16 protein-coding genes are annotated in these 16,350 nt (G+C 31.9%); 6 read left to right on the top strand and 10 right to left on the bottom strand.

What is annotated here, in order from left to right; all coding sequences use genetic code 11:
* Positions 1-269: 269 nt before the first annotated feature.
* Complete coding sequence (locus P8K68_RS04810; protein ID WP_300248526.1) at positions 270-686, bottom strand: DUF1573 domain-containing protein; 417 nt, start codon at positions 684-686, stop codon at positions 270-272.
* Between the two features lie 389 nt (positions 687-1,075).
* Between P8K68_RS04810 and P8K68_RS04805 the strand changes: the two genes are divergently transcribed.
* A complete protein-coding gene (locus P8K68_RS04805; RefSeq protein ID WP_300248525.1) occupies positions 1,076-3,709 on the top strand; it encodes a valine--tRNA ligase in 2,634 nt (877 codons plus the stop codon).
* A 108-nt stretch (positions 3,710-3,817) separates the two neighbouring features.
* Here P8K68_RS04805 and P8K68_RS04800 read toward each other — a convergent pair whose 3' ends face one another.
* The 7 genes from P8K68_RS04800 to rsfS all read right to left on the bottom strand — a co-directional run bounded on the left by P8K68_RS04800 (position 3,818) and on the right by rsfS (position 9,424).
* Positions 3,818-4,591 (bottom strand): carbohydrate-binding family 9-like protein, encoded by a 774-nt coding sequence (locus tag P8K68_RS04800; protein ID WP_300248524.1) that lies wholly within the window; start codon positions 4,589-4,591, stop codon positions 3,818-3,820.
* A 30-nt stretch (positions 4,592-4,621) separates the two neighbouring features.
* Positions 4,622-4,888: an acyl-CoA-binding protein gene (locus P8K68_RS04795; protein WP_300248523.1), complete on the bottom strand. Its 267-nt coding sequence runs from the start codon at positions 4,886-4,888 to the stop codon at positions 4,622-4,624.
* On the bottom strand, positions 4,881-5,537 hold the full coding sequence (locus P8K68_RS04790) for a phosphatidylserine decarboxylase family protein (protein ID WP_300248522.1): 657 nt from the start codon (positions 5,535-5,537) through the stop codon (positions 4,881-4,883). Before P8K68_RS04790 ends, P8K68_RS04795 begins: the two co-directional genes overlap by 8 nt.
* The gene (locus tag P8K68_RS04785) at positions 5,527-6,348 is read right to left on the bottom strand and encodes a phosphatidate cytidylyltransferase (RefSeq protein ID WP_300248521.1); all 822 of its coding nucleotides are present in this window, start codon (positions 6,346-6,348) and stop codon (positions 5,527-5,529) included. Before P8K68_RS04785 ends, P8K68_RS04790 begins: the two co-directional genes overlap by 11 nt.
* Before the next feature lies 1 nt (position 6,349).
* Positions 6,350-6,958, bottom strand: coding sequence for an LUD domain-containing protein (locus P8K68_RS04780; RefSeq protein WP_300248520.1), 609 nt, complete (start codon positions 6,956-6,958; stop codon positions 6,350-6,352).
* Between the two features lie 120 nt (positions 6,959-7,078).
* Complete coding sequence (ftsH, locus tag P8K68_RS04775; RefSeq protein WP_300248519.1) at positions 7,079-9,043, bottom strand: ATP-dependent zinc metalloprotease FtsH; 1,965 nt, start codon at positions 9,041-9,043, stop codon at positions 7,079-7,081.
* Positions 9,044-9,052: 9 nt separating this feature from the next.
* Positions 9,053-9,424, bottom strand: coding sequence for a ribosome silencing factor (gene rsfS, locus P8K68_RS04770; protein ID WP_092851508.1), 372 nt, complete (start codon positions 9,422-9,424; stop codon positions 9,053-9,055).
* Between the two features lie 93 nt (positions 9,425-9,517).
* Here rsfS and P8K68_RS04765 point away from each other — a divergent pair, with 93 nt between their 5' ends.
* The gene (locus tag P8K68_RS04765; protein WP_300248518.1) at positions 9,518-10,249 is read left to right on the top strand and encodes a biotin--[acetyl-CoA-carboxylase] ligase; all 732 of its coding nucleotides are present in this window, start codon (positions 9,518-9,520) and stop codon (positions 10,247-10,249) included.
* Here P8K68_RS04765 and P8K68_RS04760 read toward each other — a convergent pair.
* Both P8K68_RS04760 and pyrE read right to left on the bottom strand, forming a co-directional pair.
* Positions 10,246-10,641, bottom strand: coding sequence for an SRPBCC family protein (locus P8K68_RS04760; protein ID WP_300248517.1), 396 nt, complete (start codon positions 10,639-10,641; stop codon positions 10,246-10,248). The two genes, P8K68_RS04765 and P8K68_RS04760, sit on opposite strands and share 4 nt — an antisense overlap.
* Before the next feature lie 82 nt (positions 10,642-10,723).
* The gene (gene pyrE, locus P8K68_RS04755; RefSeq protein WP_300248516.1) at positions 10,724-11,368 is read right to left on the bottom strand and encodes an orotate phosphoribosyltransferase; all 645 of its coding nucleotides are present in this window, start codon (positions 11,366-11,368) and stop codon (positions 10,724-10,726) included.
* A gap of 263 nt (positions 11,369-11,631) precedes the next feature.
* On the opposite strand from pyrE, the gene P8K68_RS04750 reads away from it, so the two are divergent.
* The 4 genes from P8K68_RS04750 to P8K68_RS04735 all read left to right on the top strand — a co-directional run bounded on the left by P8K68_RS04750 (position 11,632) and on the right by P8K68_RS04735 (position 16,315).
* Positions 11,632-13,230, top strand: coding sequence for a T9SS type A sorting domain-containing protein (locus P8K68_RS04750; RefSeq protein ID WP_300248515.1), 1,599 nt, complete (start codon positions 11,632-11,634; stop codon positions 13,228-13,230).
* A 184-nt stretch (positions 13,231-13,414) separates the two neighbouring features.
* On the top strand, positions 13,415-13,996 hold the full coding sequence (locus P8K68_RS04745; RefSeq protein ID WP_300248513.1) for an NUDIX domain-containing protein: 582 nt from the start codon (positions 13,415-13,417) through the stop codon (positions 13,994-13,996).
* A gap of 233 nt (positions 13,997-14,229) precedes the next feature.
* Positions 14,230-14,601, top strand: a complete 372-nt coding sequence (locus P8K68_RS04740; protein ID WP_300248511.1) for a hypothetical protein — start codon at positions 14,230-14,232, stop codon at positions 14,599-14,601.
* Positions 14,602-14,701: 100 nt separating this feature from the next.
* Positions 14,702-16,315, top strand: a complete 1,614-nt coding sequence (locus tag P8K68_RS04735; RefSeq protein WP_300248509.1) for a SulP family inorganic anion transporter — start codon at positions 14,702-14,704, stop codon at positions 16,313-16,315.
* Positions 16,316-16,350 lie beyond the last annotated feature (35 nt).

The raw sequence follows: 16,350 nt of genomic DNA, 5'->3' as shown, positions 1-16,350 counted from the left end.
ACGATGTGCTTTAAAGTGAGCGATACAAGAAGCTTCACTATCAAAATTTGCTGTAAAACTGAAGATATTCATATGGTGGAATTTTTAGCTAATTTATGAATAAATTTTTAATTGTGATATATTACGGATATTCATTAAAATATTATTCAAAAACCGTATAAAAAAACTAACAATAGTTTTTTTATAATTTTTTATTTTAAAGATCATTCTAATACAAAAAGGCTTGAATCTAGATTCAAGCCTTTTTGTATATGGTATATGTAAGTTGTTTATTGTTCTACAACACTTTTTTCTTTTTTGTCAAGCAAACTTACTTTACTTGGGTCAATAACTAAGCCTTTAATCTTCAAAGCTATAGTTGGTGTTTCTGCATTAGACATTACAGTAATTGTTTTTCTAATAGGATTTACTCTATTTGTGTCATATTTCACCTTAATTTCTCCTGTTTTTCCAGGCATAATAGGGTCTTTTGGTTTTGAAGGAACCGTACATCCGCAAGATGATTTTACATTTGTTATGATAAGTGGTTCATCACCAGTATTGGTGAATTCAAATGTTCTAACACCGTCAGATCCTTTTTCAATAGTTCCATAATCAATAGTTTCAGATTTAAATTCAATTTTTGCTTGAGCATTTATACCTAAACTGATTAACCCAATAAATAAAATAGTAATTAATTGTTTCATGATTTTCTTTTTTTTATTCGTATTGTTTTATCTCAATATATTCTGAGATTCTCGTTAAATTTCGTTTTTAAACTAAGTCAAACATAGTCACTTTTTCCACAATCTGCAAAAATAATAGACGTAATACATACATATTAACATATTCAACTCAGTTAAAAGTACATATATGATTTCTATGATTAAGCTTAAAACGTTTAAAGTTATTTATTTTTATTACGGTCCATAACCCCTTTTGGTTTTCGTCTTATGGCTTATATTTTATAATAATGTCAATCGTAATTCCCATTTCAACAATTCAAACTAAATTTAAACTTTTCGTCATGGGCATTATCATAGAAAAAGAAATATAAGTACTTTTGCAAATCACTATTCAAAAACTATTCCAAAGCATGCAAATTCCATCAAAATATGATGCAAGTCAGGTAGAAAGTAAGTGGTACGACTACTGGATGAAACATGATTATTTTCATTCAACACCTGATGAAAGAGAGCCATATACCATTGTAATTCCTCCGCCAAACGTTACGGGAGTATTACATATGGGGCACATGCTTAACAATACTATCCAAGATGTTTTAATCCGTCGCGCGCGCTTATTGGGTAAAAATGCATGTTGGGTTCCTGGTACAGATCACGCATCTATTGCCACTGAGGCTAAAGTTGTTGCAAAATTAAAAGAGCAAGGCATTGATAAAAATGATTTATCTCGTGATGAATTTTTGAAACACGCTTGGGATTGGACAGAAGAATATGGTGGTGTTATACTTGAACAGCTAAAGAAATTAGGATGTTCTTGTGATTGGGACAGAACCAAATTCACCATGGATGAGGACATGAGTGAAGCCGTAATCAAGGTTTTTGTTGATTTATACGAAAAAGGCTTGATTTACCGTGGCTATAGAATGGTAAACTGGGATCCTGAGGCAAAAACAACATTGTCTGATGAAGAAGTTATTCATGAGGAACGCCAAGGAAATCTATACTATTTAGAATATGAAATTGAAGGAAGTGATGATAAGCTAACTATTGCTACAACACGCCCTGAAACCATTTTTGGAGATACAGCCATTTGTATTAACCCAGAAGACGAACGTTTTTCTCACTTACGTGGAAAGAAAGCCATCGTGCCTATTTGTAATCGTGTTATTCCTATTATCGAGGATGGATATGTAGATGTTGAGTTTGGTACAGGATGCTTAAAAGTAACGCCTGCACATGATGAAAACGATAAGAATCTTGGAGATAAACATAAACTAGAAGTTATTGATATTTTTAATGAAGATGCCTCTTTAAATAGCTTTGGTATGCATTACCAAGGAAAAGACCGCTTTGTAGTTAGAAAGGAAATTGTAAAAGAATTAGAAGAAAAAGGAGTTTTAGTTAAAACTGAAACACATATTAATAAAGTAGGAACCTCAGAAAGAACCAAAGCGGTTATTGAACCACGTTTAAGTGATCAGTGGTTTCTTAAAATGGAAGAGTTGGTAAAACCTGCAATAAAGTCGGTTTTAGAAGATGGAGATATTAAGTTATTTCCAAAAAAGTTTGAGAACACCTATCGCCATTGGATGGAAAATATTCGCGATTGGAATATTTCGAGACAACTTATGTGGGGGCAACAAATTCCCGCGTATTTCTATGGAGATGGAAAAGAAGATTTTGTTGTAGCTGAAACTATCGAGAAAGCAATAGAGAAAGCAAGAACGGTAACTTCAAATTCCAAACTTCAAGCTTCCGACTTAAAACAAGATAAAGACGCGTTAGATACTTGGTTTTCATCTTGGTTATGGCCAATGAGTGTATTTGATGGTATTAGAAATCCAGAAAACGAGGAGATAAAATATTATTATCCAACAAACGATTTAGTTACGGGTCCAGATATCCTTTTCTTTTGGGTAGCGCGTATGATTATTTCGGGCTATGAATATAAAGATGAAAAACCTTTTGAAAATGTTTATTTAACGGGATTGGTTCGCGATAAGCAACGACGAAAAATGAGTAAATCCCTAGGGAACTCACCAGATGCTTTAAAACTTATTGAGGCATATGGTGCTGATGGTGTTCGTGTAGGTTTACTATTAAGTTCTGCAGCTGGAAACGACCTCATGTTTGATGAAGCCCTTTGCCAGCAAGGTAAAGGTTTTGGTAACAAAATTTGGAATGCTTTTAGATTGATTCAAGGTTGGGACATTGATGAAACCATTCCACAACCAGAAACAGCAAAAGTTGGGTTGGAGTGGTATGAAGCTAGATTTCAAAAAGCTTTAGCAGAAATTGAAGATCATTTTAGTAAATACAGACTAAGCGATGCTTTAATGGCTATTTACAAATTAATCATGGACGATTTTTCATCATGGTTATTAGAAATCATTAAGCCAGCATATCAAAAACCTATTGATACTAAAACGTATAAATCGGTAATTGAAGCTTTTGAAAATAATCTTAAGATTCTTCACCCGTTTATGCCATTTTTATCAGAGGAAATCTGGCAATATATTTCAGAAAGAACCCCAGATGAAGCTTTAATAGTTGCAAAATGGCCTAAAACTAAACCTATAAATAAAACATTAATTGCTGAATTTGAATTTGCTTCGGAAGTTATTTCAGGAATTAGAAACATTAGAAAACAAAAAAATATTGCCTTTAAAGATGCGATTGGTTTTTCTGTAATAAACAACGAAAAATCAAGTGTAACTTTCAACGGTGTTATTGCAAAATTAGGAAATCTTGAAAGTATTGAAGATACCTCTGAAGCTATTGAAGGCGCTTTAACCTTTAGAGTAAAATCAAACGAGTATTTTATTCCTATGGTTGGAGCTATTGATGTAGAGGCAGAAGTTAAAAAATTAACTGAAGAGTTAAATTATACTGAAGGGTTTTTAAAATCAGTACAAAAGAAACTCTCTAACGAACGTTTTGTTGCTGGGGCACCAGAACAAGTTGTGGCCAGTGAAAAGAAAAAAGAGGCTGATGCTTTAGCGAAAATTGAAACCTTGAAGGCGAGTTTGGCGAGTATGGGGTAGAGTTTCTGGCAAATTCGTTTAAAGTTTGGTATAAGAGTTGTTTTGACTGATAATTGGTGTTAAATTTTAAAAACCAGTAATAACAAAAGAGAAGAAAGAGTTGAAAATTTAATCCACAAACTCTACCAAACCAAACATATTCGGTTGGTGTACATCTTTTTCAATATTATAAATAGGGAAGATGCTAGACATAACACGTCTACCTTGTAGAGGTTCGTTTCGTTCTTGCCTTAACGCTAAAAAAGCCCATTGTGTACCTTTTTTTAATGGGTATAATCCTGTTGAGCCCCTAAAAGCGTCAATGGGGATAGCTATTTCCATAGTCCACCCTGTATCAATATCTGAGTTGTTATTAATAGTACCTTTTGTTTTTACTTTTACTTTATAATCAGGATTAAAAGCTTTTACAACAGCATCTTTATCTTCATAATAATCATTCATATAAATGATATCGTTTTTTGCTTCGTAAAGATTAATTTCAAAACAAAAATGTACATCTAAACTATTTGGAACTGGGATTAAAAAAAATTCAGCGCAATCATCTAAAAATGGAGTGCCGTCATGTTTTTTTTCTGTTGAGGTTAGGTATTTGTCTTCACTTTTATAAAATAAATAAAGGGTTTTATCGTCCCACAACATTCTAAAAGTAGTTTTCTGTTTATCATCAGCTTTTTCAGAGAGGTAATGATAGTTTAAAGTTCTTGATTCTGCTTTTTTCCAATCTTTTTCAAGCAGTTTGCCATCAACTTTTATTTTCTTTGTCGTCTTTTTAGCCTTATAAATAAGCCTTTCTTCTAAAGATAATTTAAAGTCTTGTGCCGCACTTAATTGGAAACATAAAGAAAGTAAAAAAAGGGTTAGAAATTTATAAGCATTAGTCATCAATTTAGGAGTAGATATTATAAAATAAAATTATTTTCTATACAAAAAATAATTATTTACCAAATCAATATAGGCTTGTTTTGCTTGGTTTTCTGAAAGTTCTTTTGCTTGGAATAAAGCATTAGTTTTAAAAGCATTAATTATGGGTTTTTTACTACTTGGTCTTTCATAATTATTAGTTGCCTTTTTGTAATAGGCATAAAGCTTTAAAAGGGTATCAGCAGGAAAAGGCTCGGTATGAGCATTGACTCTATCAACAGCTTCTTGAAATTCTATGTCTAATACGTCACTACTCATTAGTTTCTGCAATAATACTTTCGCCACCGCGAACTTTTTGATTTAATTCGACTTTAATCTTGGTGTCTAGCGGTAAATATAAATCAACTCTGGAACCAAATTTTATAAATCCGGATTCCCCACCTTGTAGTGCTTTGTCATCAACATTAGCATAGTTTACAATACGTTTAGCTAGAGCCCCAGCAATTTGTCTGTGTAAAACTTTGCCATAGGTTTCGTTTTCTACTACAACCGTAGTACGCTCGTTTTCTTCACTTGCTTTAGGGTGCCACGCCACTAAATATTTTCCTGGATGGTATTTGCTAAATATTACCTTTCCTCCTATTGGATAGCGTGTAACATGCACATTTAAGGGCGACATAAAAACACTTACTTGTAAACGCTTTTCTTTAAAATATTCTTTTTCAAAAACTTCTTCGATAACTACAACTTTACCATCAACAGGAGAAATAACGTGTTTGTCATTTAACTCTGTGTGTCTCTTTGGGTTTCTGAAAAATTGTAGTATGATAATTAAAAATGCTAACAAAAGAATCATAATAGCCGTTCTTAACCAATAGATATCTATAATACTATCAACTAATAAAAAGCATCCAACAATTACGACTAATGTTATGACTATAATTTTATGACCTTCTTTATGAAACATAATTTAAAATTCTTAAAAATAAATATATAAATGGAGCAGCAAAAATGATGCTATCTAACCTGTCTAATAACCCACCATGACCAGGCATGATAACGCCACTATCTTTAACGTTTGCTTGTCTTTTAAATTTAGACTCTATTAAATCGCCTAAGGTTCCAAAAACACTAATTATAATACTTAAAATTAGCCAACTTGAAAACATCAAAGTTTCAGTAAAGGTAGCAATAAAATAGCTTGCGATACATGAAAAGAACAAACCACCAAGAAAACCTTCAACCGTTTTTTTAGGCGATATAATTTCAAAAAGTTTTTGTTTACCAAAATTTTTTCCAACTAAATAAGCAAAAGAATCGTTTACCCATACTAAAATGAAGCATCCTAGTAGAATGTTAGGGTTATAGCTTTCATAATAATTAGCTATTAAAATTAGAAATACAAAAGCACTTGATAGATAGAATGTTGTTAATAAAAACCGCTTTGTTTCAAAAAGTGGGATGGTTTTTCTAGAAAATAAATCTTTTATCAAAAATAACTCAATAAAGATAGATAATACCATAAGTATTTGAGTGGCTTCATTTAAACCAGTTTCTGTTTTTAATACAGCTTGCCAATATCCAAATACCGCATAAAGTAAAATGAAAATGAAATATGGAATGTTACTTTTAAGCTGAATAAGTTTTTTGAATTCGCCTATACAAATTAATCCAAAAACAAAAAAAAGGGCAATTAATGCTTGCTCAAAGCAGAGGCAAATAAGTAACAATGAAACATAGATTAAGCCAGAAAGTGATCGAACGAGCGTTTCTTTCATGCTATAAATCTTCTAGGAGTAAGAGGTATAGATTTTTTGCACTACTACCATAACTTAAAAAATCTTTATCATCACCAGATTTAAAATGCTTGATGGTTGTTATATTTGTTGGGATTCTTTGTTTGTTTTTTGATTTTATACCGCGTAAACCTTCACCTATATTTTCAACAATTTGGCTTGTTGTAGCAAAAACGATAAAGTTGAAAGGAAGCTCTGTAAGTTTTTTTTCAAAGATTTGTTTTGATGAAATTAATAATGATCCATCATTTGCAATCAAGTTTTCACAAGTGGTTAAAAAATATGTAGCATCACTTATTTTTCTAGTTGTAAGAAGGTTCGAGTTTTTGAATTTGTCTTTTAAATCTGAATCAAGTAATAAAACTTGTTCTTCTTCCCAATCATTTTCATCTAGAATATGTCCTAGATTTTTATAAATTTCATTTAAATTTTCACAATACAAAAACTTACCGCCATTAGCCTTAAAGTTTATAGTAAACCTTTCGTCTATTGGTAGTTTTATTTCTGGCATATATTTGCCTCTGTTGTCAGATTTTAATTCTTCTCCCGAACGTTCGGATTTAGAACCAAAAATTTTTCTAAAAAGACTCATTTAATGTATTACAATTAACCGAATACAATTCGCAATTTATCAAATATAAAAAATCTTGAATTAATCATATGATTAATTCAAGATTTTTACTAAAAGCTTAGCAAAATATAGTTTTTAAGCTTATTCTTCTTCGTCTTTTACCTTCTCTTTACTATTTAAAGGAGTCTCTTTATCAAAAGGACGTTTTCCAAATATTTTTTCAAGATTATCTTTGAAAATAACTTCTTTTTCTAACAATACTTCTGCAAGTTGTGTGAGTTTATCTTTATTTTCTTCAAGCAATTTTATAGCACGTTGATATTGTTTTTCAATAATATTTGAAATTTCTTTATCAATTAATTCTGCTGTTTGCTCGCTATAAGGCTTTGTAAATCCATATTCGCTTTGTCCTGAAGAATCATAGTATGTTAAGTTTCCAATTTTATCACTAAGACCATAAATGGTAACCATGGCACGGGCTTGTTTAGTTACTTTTTCTAAATCGCTTAAAGCTCCAGTTGAAATTTTATTGAAAATCACTTTTTCTGCAGCACGCCCTCCTAAAGCGGCACACATTTCATCAAGCATTTGTTCTGGACGCACAATTAAGCGTTCTTCAGGTAAGTACCAAGCCGCACCCAATGAGCGTCCGCGGGGGACAATAGTAACTTTAACTAATGGTGCAGCATGTTCTAACATCCAACTTGTAACGGCGTGTCCAGCTTCATGAAAAGCAACGGCACGTTTCTCACTAGGTGTTATTATTTTATTTTTCTTTTCAAGACCACCAATAATTCTATCAACAGCATCAAGGAAATCTTGTTTGTCAACTGCTTTTTTACCGTTTCTGGCAGCGATAAGAGCAGCTTCGTTACAAACATTAGCAATATCTGCTCCAGAGAAACCAGGCGTTTGTTTTGAAAGAAAATCTAAATCTAAATTTTTTGCTTTTTTAAGAGGTCTCAAATGCACTTCAAAAATCTCTTCACGCTCACGAACATCTGGTAAGTCTACAAAAATTTGTCTATCAAAACGTCCGGCACGCATTAAGGCCTTGTCTAAAATATCTGCCCTGTTAGTTGCGGCAATAACAATAACATTTGTGTTTGTACCAAAACCATCCATTTCAGTTAATAACTGATTTAGGGTGTTTTCACGTTCGTCATTACTGCCAGACATGGCATTTTTACCTCTAGCGCGACCAATAGCGTCAATTTCATCAATAAAAATGATTGATGGCGATTTTTCTTTAGCTTGTTTGAATAAATCTCTAACACGAGATGCTCCAACACCAACAAACATTTCAACAAAATCTGAGCCTGATAGTGAGAAGAAAGGTACTTTAGCCTCTCCAGCTACAGCTTTTGCTAATAATGTTTTACCAGTTCCTGGAGGTCCTACAAGTAATGCACCTTTTGGAATTTTTCCTCCAAGTGTTGTGTATTTTTCAGGAAATTTAAGGAAGTCTACAATTTCTTGAACTTCTTCTTTAGCTCCTTCAAGACCTGCAACATCTTTAAAACTCGTTTTTACTTCAGTATTTTGATCAAAAAGTTTTGCTTTTGATTTTCCAATGTTGAAAATCTGACCTCCAGCACCTCCGCCAGCACCACCAGACATACGACGCATAATAAAAATCCAAACACCAATTAATAAAATAAAAGGGAGGATACCCATTAATAAATTCCCCCAATCATTTGTTTCTGTGTCGAAAGTTACAATAGGCTTAACTGATAAGCCATCAGTGTTTTCTTTTAATTGGTTTTCAAAATTCTGAAGATCACCAAATTCAAATCTATAATTTGGTAATTTAGTAGCAGAAGGTATAAATGTTTGAGGTTTAGAGCCTTTATGGATCTCTTTTTCTTCAGCCTCTTTAGTTAAATATATTTTTGCTACACGTGTGTTTTTTACAATATCAACGCGTTCAACATCACCATCTTCTAGATATTTAAAAAAGTCTGAAGGTGTTGTTTTATTGGCGTCTTGATAGTTTGCACTATTAAATAACTGGTACCCTAGAAAAAGAGCTATTAGTATGCCATATATCCAATACGGACTAAATTTTGGTTTCTTGTCTTTTATATTTTTCTTTTCGTTTGCCATTTCTTTTTTTTAGTAACTTGTTTCTATAACTGTTGTTTTTGCATCGCCCCAGAGGCTCTCAATATCATAATACTCTCTTATATGTTTTTGGAACACGTGCACAACAACATTTACGTAATCAATTAATACCCATTCAGCATTATCTGCGCCTTCAGTATGCCAAGGATTGTCTTTAAGCGTTTTACTTACTTTCTTTTGAATGGAGTTTACAATAGCGTTTACTTGGGTATTTGAAGTTCCTTCGCAAATAATAAAGTAATCGCAAACCGTGTTTTCAATCTCTCTTAAGTCTAAAATGTTTATTTCTTTTCCTTTAACATCTTCAATCCCACTGATTATTACTGATATTAATTGGTCTGCGCTTATTTTTTCTTTCGCCATTAATTATATTTAATTTGTGCAAAGTTATTATTTTTTTAGTTCTTTATACTTTAAAATAATCATAAGATTTTAGAGTATTTTAATAACTTGTATATGCGTATAATCAAACTTAATGCCACCGACTCTACAAATAGCTACTTAAAAAAGCTTTGTGCTACAGAATCTGTTGATGATTACACAGCTGTTATAGCAGAAAATCAAACACAGGGTAGAGGTCAAATGGGTGCTAGTTGGAATTCAGAGGTTTCAAAAAACCTTACGGTTAGTGTGTTTAAAGAGTTATCTGGCTTTAATTTTGAAGTCCCTTTCTATATAAGTATTGTAGTAACTTTGTCAATTTTAAAAGTTTTAAAAGCGCTTTCAATTCCTCGATTAAGTATAAAATGGCCAAACGACATTTTGTCAGCAGATAAAAAAATATGTGGTATTTTGATTGAAACTGTCATAAAACAGAACAGCATTAATGCTTCCGTTATTGGTATTGGTTTAAATGTGAATCAAATTACGTTCGATAATTTACCAAAAGCGTCTTCTTTAAAATTAATATCAGGAAAGGAATATAAATTAGATGAATTAATTATTTCTATTCTAGATAATCTGAAACCTTATTTTTTATTATTGAAAGATGAAAAGTATGATGTTTTAAAAGATGAATATGAAGCGCTTCTTTTTAGAAAAAATAAACCTTCAACATTTATAAATGCTGAAGGTGCAATGTTTTCTGGTTTTATCAAGGGTGTTTCTGATTCAGGGCATCTTCAAGTCTTGCTAGAAGATCGTATTTTGAAAGTATTTAACCTAAAAGAAATCAAACTATTATATTAGATGGCTTTAGGAATACTTGTAACTAAAGTTTCAATAAATTTACTAATAGGGCTTTTAATCATCATCGCCATCATTGGATTGAAATCGCCTGTAAAGTCTAATTTTACTTCGCTTGAAGAAGCATCTATTTGATTAATATTTGCAATCAGTGAAAAATCTATTTTTCCTCCAGCTGCACCTAAAACAATTTTGTTTGGAGGAATAACCTCTTTCTTTTTAAGAATAATTTCTGGCATGCCTTTTAATGCGAATAGAAATTTGTCTTCATCTAAAACTTCAAATTTGCTTATGTTTTCAGGCATTAAAGATTCAAAGTTTTTTATATCAGCTAAAAAGTTAAACACCTCTTCTGGAGATTTGCTTATACTAATTTTTGGAGATTCTAAATTCATATACTCTTAAGTTATTATTTGTTAAGTTGTTTAATTGAAGATATTAAAGACTTTACAACTAAACAATATACTTTTTTTACTATCATTTAGCATTCCATTTACTAGGATTGGTATTCCATTCTGATAAAGTTTTTAGCTCTTTTTCTGAAATATAATGAGTTTCTAATGCCTGCTCAAGTAAATTTTTATAGTTACTTAAAGTATTTAAACGGATATTTTCTTCTTCGAAATTTTTTGTAGCTACATCAAAACCATAAGTAAATATAGCAACCATACCTTTTACATTGATTCCAGCTTCTTTCAAAGCTTTTACAGCATTTAAACTACTTTTTCCTGTACTTATTAAATCTTCAACAACTACAACATTTTGTCCACTTTCAACAAAACCCTCAATTTGGTTTTTACGCCCGTGGCCTTTAGCGTCTGGTCTAACATAAATAAAAGGTAAGCCTAGATATTCGGCAACTAGTATACCGATACCTATGGCACCTGTTGCAACACCAGCAATAACATCGGGTTTACCATATTCTTTTTCAATATGTTTTCCCATAGTTTCGCGTATGTAATTGCGAATAGGTGGAAAGGATAACAAAATACGATTATCACAATAAATTGGAGATTTCCATCCAGAGGCCCAAGTAAAGGGGTCCTGAGGGCTAAGTTTTATAGCATTAATTTGTAATAAAACTTCGGCGGTTTTTTTAGCGGTGTCTTTGTCAAAAATCATAAGGCAAAATTAAACATAAATTTAAATTTAAGTGTCTCATTAAAGACTTATAATAATTTTTTTTTCTACAGTTAATTTTTTTATAGTGCTTGTAATATTAATCATATAATAGCTTTTATGCATCTATTAATATGTGTAAATAACTACAAATAATTATGATTTTTCGATAAAGCGCTCTTTTTTTTGTTTAAAGTATTATTAAAAAAATTAAACAAAAAGTTATTTTGTTTAATTTTATATCAAACAAATTAAACAAAAGTATTGTGAAATCAAAACTATCTTGCCAAACAACCAAATTTAGATACCTAATTTATTTCACTTTATTACTGTTTTCAAGTCAATCTTATGCAATTATTACACCGGACGATGAAATTAACTGCGGAGAAATTGTAGGATTTGAGTTTACTAATGGACATGAGTCAATGGGACTCACTGATGGGAATAGTTTTGATATTAATGACTTACCCGATAATTTCTATGTGAGTTTACGAGTTGATGGATATTCTCAAAGCGTTCGATATACCTTAGAGAATTTAGATACAGGAACTAAGCATAAGATATTAGAAAATACCTTGCCTTATACCTTGCCAGGTGGAAACAAGCCCTGGAATTTTGGTAATGGTAGATATAAGTTAACTGCCTCTTTATTTAAAATTGATTTTGGATTCTTGCATTGTGATACCAAAACGGTTTTCTTTACGTTTGGTGTAGAAGACTGTACCGCAGATGCAGGAACCTTACAAGCCACCTCAAGCATGGTAACTTTAACAGGCGACAGTGTCATGATAAGTGCCACAGCCGATGGTAATAGCAACATCCCACACGGATATAGCAGCATATTTGTATTAACATCAGGTAACAATTTAGTTATCGAAAAGGTGAATGGCACCCCAGAATTCACGGTAACCGAAGCGGGATTATATACCATTCACACCTTAGTTTATGACGGACGCGAAGACAGCGCGAACTACCTCAACTTAGGTGTTGTACAATTTGGAACCACCACAGGCGGCGATGTATTAGGTCTTGTAGGAGCAAACGGATTATGTGCGGCATTAGATGTTACAGGCGCACCAATTACAGTAGAAGAAGATACTGCTAAGTGTAACGCTTTTTCTGGAACTATGTATTCTAAAAACCCAATCAGTTGTTTATCTAATGGGAGAGCTATAATTTCAGCTAAAACCAATAGAACACCAGTTATACCAAATGGATATAAACAACTATATGTTTTGACAGAGGCCTATTCTTTAACTATATTAAAAGTATCTGAAGCGCCTAAATTTGAAGTAAATCATGCAGGTTTTTATAGAATTCATAGTCTAGTTTATAATCCTCAAACTTTAGACTTGTCAGTTGTTGTGCCAGGTCAAACTACAGGTTTTGATGTGGTTAATTTGATAAAGTCTAACAATATTTGCGCATCTCTTGATGCAAAAGGCGCTATAAACTTGGTGATAGGCTCAAAATGGTTCTGTTACTTCTTTAACAAATATTTCAATAGAGGAAATAGTAGCGCATCAGCAAGAGGCGGAAACGACTTTGATATGGATAGATTTGTAGATAACTACGATAGTTATGAAGCTTTTAAGAAAGATTTTATTGCTACAAACAGCAAATCAAAATTCTTCCCTAACCCAGTTGTAAATACGCTAAAAGTTGAATTAGAGTTATTTGAAAATGAGGTTATGAATTATAGTATCATAGATATAAGAGGAAGAAATATAGTGTCTGGAATAGCTAGAAATTTAGAATTTGGTTTACAAAATATAGACACAAGAAGGCTTACTTCTGGTATGTATTTAGTTCAATTTGTTTCTGAATACAGAACAATAACTAAGAAAATTATTGTGAAGAAATAAAAAAAGGAAGATTTGTTTATTTTAATAAAGTCGCTGCTTATGTAGCGACTTTATTGTTTTAGTACCATTTTTTAAATGATAGAAACTGTTATTTATAATATGTAAAAATAATTTTTTCAACTATGCATAGTTTGTAACTAAAAATGATATTTTTACCATATTAAAATTGTTAATCATAAAAACGATGTATAAAGTTTTTGTTGGCGATAAGCCAATAATTTTAACCACCGTAGTTGAGAAAGAAGATAACTTTAAAAATTATTTACTAAAAACAGTAAATATGGCAAAAGTTATCAGAAAGCTTAATAGAACATCTTTAAGTGAAGTTCGGTTAATTCATAAAAATCCAAAGAAACTTTTAAAAAAATTTTTAAAGAAACTTCCAAATGTTATTGCTGGCGGCGGTAAAGTTTATAATGATAAAGGAGAAATACTTTTTATATACAGAAATGATAAATGGGATTTACCTAAAGGGAAAGCTGAAAAGAAAGAAACTATAGAGGAAACTTCAATACGAGAAGTTGAAGAAGAAACCGGTGTTAAAGGCTTAAAAATCTCAAAACCATTAGACACTACTTATCATATATTTAAGCGTAATGGTCGCTATAGAATAAAGATTACTTACTGGTTTGAAATGAAAACTATTTATGATGGTGAATTACATGCTCAAGAAAATGAAGGCATAACTAAAGTAGCTTGGTTAAATAAGGCTCAATCAGAGGAAGCTCTTAAGAATTCATATGCTAATATTAAGTTGTTGGTGTAAAACTATTTTAATAGAAAAATAGCATATTTCAAAAAACTGACAATATGATTGGTGTTTAATACTTTTCATACAGAGCTACACTATATTGCTAAAAAAATACAATTTCTTCATAATTTACGCCTTAAGTAACTTAATAATATAAATAAAAGCTTAAATTAGTATAGTAACTGCTATTATACAAGATTATTTAATTTGAATGTGTTTTTTGATGCTCTCTTTAAACAAAATAAATTATGAGTAGTCATAAACTATCATTTGGTACAATTACTATATTACAAAATAACTTAGCTGAAATTATAGTTGACGAAGGTTTTGTTATGGATGAAGTTTTAGTAGATGAATTTCATGATTTTTTACTAAACAACCTAGATACTCCTATAGGTTTATTAATTAATAAAAAGAATTCTTATTCTTATACGTTTGAAGCTCAAAAAAATATTGTTCATTTAAACAACATCAAATCTATCGCTATAGTAGCTAATACTAGTGGGGCGGTAATGTCAACTGAAACCCTAATCAATATCAATGGAAATATTCATCGTAATATTATAATGTTTCAAGAAATAGATGCAGCTTTAATCTGGTTGCAAAAAGAATTATTGTAAATCACTAAAACGTTATAGTATCCTAGAAAAGGAAATTATAATCCTTCTCCCTTGCACGCCAATATATTAAGTTTAAATTTGCACCTTCAAAAAAACAATCATGACTGAATTTATTAGAAAGCGCGCAGCCAATGCCAAAAATGATATTTTAAGTGGAATAACCGTTGCTTTAGCATTGGTTCCAGAAGCTGTAGCATTTGCATTTGTTGCTGGTGTAGATCCCTTAGTTGGATTGTATGCGGCATTCATGATTGGTTTAATAACCTCAATTTTTGGTGGTCGACCAGGTATGATTAGTGGTGCAACAGGAGCCTTGGCAGTAGTTATGGTAAGTTTGGTTGCAGAAGGAAATGCGATGGGCGAAGCTAGTGAACAGTTAGGTTTATACTATTTGTTTGCCACAGTTATTTTAATGGGAATTATCCAGATGCTAGCAGGTGTTTTTAAACTAGGTAAATTTGTTAGATTAATTCCTCACCCAGTAATGATGGGTTTTGTAAACGGATTGGCTATTGTGATATTCTTATCGCAATTAGGCATGTTTAAAGATGTTAATGGCGATTGGTTTTCAGGTGATAAATTATGGATTATGTTAGGCTTAGTGGGACTTACCATGGGGATTATGTTTGGGTTACCAAAGCTAACCAAAAAATTACCCGAAGCTTTAATTGCGATTTTGGTAGTATCAGGAATTGCGATTTTTGGAAATTTAGATGTAGCCACCGTAGGAAGTTTTATTCGTGATGGAGGCGGAGAAGGTTTAAAAGGCGGATTACCTCAGTTTCAAACAGATATTTTTAGTAAAGTGCCTTTTAATCTTCAAACATTTAAGTTCATATTTCCTTATGCCTTAATTCTTGCAGCCATTGGTTTAATAGAGTCTTTAATGACTTTAAATCTAGTCGACGAGTTAACCGAGAGTAGAGGTAACACGAATAGGGAATGTTTAGCACAAGGTGGTGCTAATATTGTTACTGGATTTTTTGGAGGTATGGGAGGTTGCGCCATGATAGGACAATCACTTATAAATATAAAAGGAGGAGGTAGAGGCAGATTGTCAGGTATTGTTGCCGCAGTATTGCTGTTAATATTCATCCTTTTTGCATCCGGACTTATAGAGCAAGTACCAATAGCAGCTCTAGTAGGTGTTATGTTTATGGTAGTGATTGGTACCTTTGCTTGGAGTAGTTTCAGAATTCTTAATAAAATCCCTTTAAGCGATGTTATTGTTTTAATTGCAGTGTCTTCCCTAACTGTTATTTTCGATTTAGCTATTGCTGTAGTTGCAGGGGTTATTATTAGCGCCTTGGTGTTCTCATGGGAAAATGCAAAACGTATTCGTGCACGCAAGCGTTTACGAGAAGATGGCACCAAAGTTTACGAAATCTGGGGGCCTTTATTTTTTGGTTCTATCATCGCTTTTAACGAGAAATTTGATATTAAAGATGATCCAGACCATGTTGAAGTTGATTTTGTAGAATCACGAATAAGTGATCATTCGGCTATAGAAGCTATTTCTAATTTGGTAAATAAATACGAAGAAGCTGGTAAGAAAATTAAGCTTAAACACTTAAGTGAAGACTGTAAAATTCTACTTTACAAATCCAGTCCTAAATTTAGAGAAGTTATTGTAGAAGATATCGACGATCCACGCTACCACTTAGCAGAAAACCCAGAAAGATTTACTAAAGGACTTTCAGAATATAAGTTTTAATATTGTTAGCGGTTAGGCTATCTGTTTTTTTTTTT

The organism is Algibacter sp. (assembly GCF_029245835.1).
In the GTDB taxonomy this organism is placed as follows: Bacteria; Bacteroidota; Bacteroidia; order Flavobacteriales; family Flavobacteriaceae; genus Algibacter_B.
The sequence above is the reverse complement of the archived record's forward strand: the minus strand, read 5'-3'. Positions and strand labels throughout refer to the sequence as shown.

Coding starts and splice junctions, on each gene's coding strand:
- P8K68_RS04810 (WP_300248526.1), bottom strand. CDS start 686: ATGAAACAATTAATTACTATTTTATTTATTGGGTTAATCAGTTTAGGT.
- P8K68_RS04805 (WP_300248525.1), top strand. CDS start 1,076: ATGCAAATTCCATCAAAATATGATGCAAGTCAGGTAGAAAGTAAGTGG.
- P8K68_RS04800 (WP_300248524.1), bottom strand. CDS start 4,591: ATGACTAATGCTTATAAATTTCTAACCCTTTTTTTACTTTCTTTATGT.
- P8K68_RS04795 (WP_300248523.1), bottom strand. CDS start 4,888: ATGAGTAGTGACGTATTAGACATAGAATTTCAAGAAGCTGTTGATAGA.
- P8K68_RS04790 (WP_300248522.1), bottom strand. CDS start 5,537: ATGTTTCATAAAGAAGGTCATAAAATTATAGTCATAACATTAGTCGTA.
- P8K68_RS04785 (WP_300248521.1), bottom strand. CDS start 6,348: ATGAAAGAAACGCTCGTTCGATCACTTTCTGGCTTAATCTATGTTTCA.
- P8K68_RS04780 (WP_300248520.1), bottom strand. CDS start 6,958: ATGAGTCTTTTTAGAAAAATTTTTGGTTCTAAATCCGAACGTTCGGGA.
- ftsH (WP_300248519.1), bottom strand. CDS start 9,043: ATGGCAAACGAAAAGAAAAATATAAAAGACAAGAAACCAAAATTTAGT.
- rsfS (WP_092851508.1), bottom strand. CDS start 9,424: ATGGCGAAAGAAAAAATAAGCGCAGACCAATTAATATCAGTAATAATC.
- P8K68_RS04765 (WP_300248518.1), top strand. CDS start 9,518: ATGCGTATAATCAAACTTAATGCCACCGACTCTACAAATAGCTACTTA.
- P8K68_RS04760 (WP_300248517.1), bottom strand. CDS start 10,641: ATGAATTTAGAATCTCCAAAAATTAGTATAAGCAAATCTCCAGAAGAG.
- pyrE (WP_300248516.1), bottom strand. CDS start 11,368: ATGATTTTTGACAAAGACACCGCTAAAAAAACCGCCGAAGTTTTATTA.
- P8K68_RS04745 (WP_300248513.1), top strand. CDS start 13,415: ATGTATAAAGTTTTTGTTGGCGATAAGCCAATAATTTTAACCACCGTA.
- P8K68_RS04740 (WP_300248511.1), top strand. CDS start 14,230: ATGAGTAGTCATAAACTATCATTTGGTACAATTACTATATTACAAAAT.
- P8K68_RS04735 (WP_300248509.1), top strand. CDS start 14,702: ATGACTGAATTTATTAGAAAGCGCGCAGCCAATGCCAAAAATGATATT.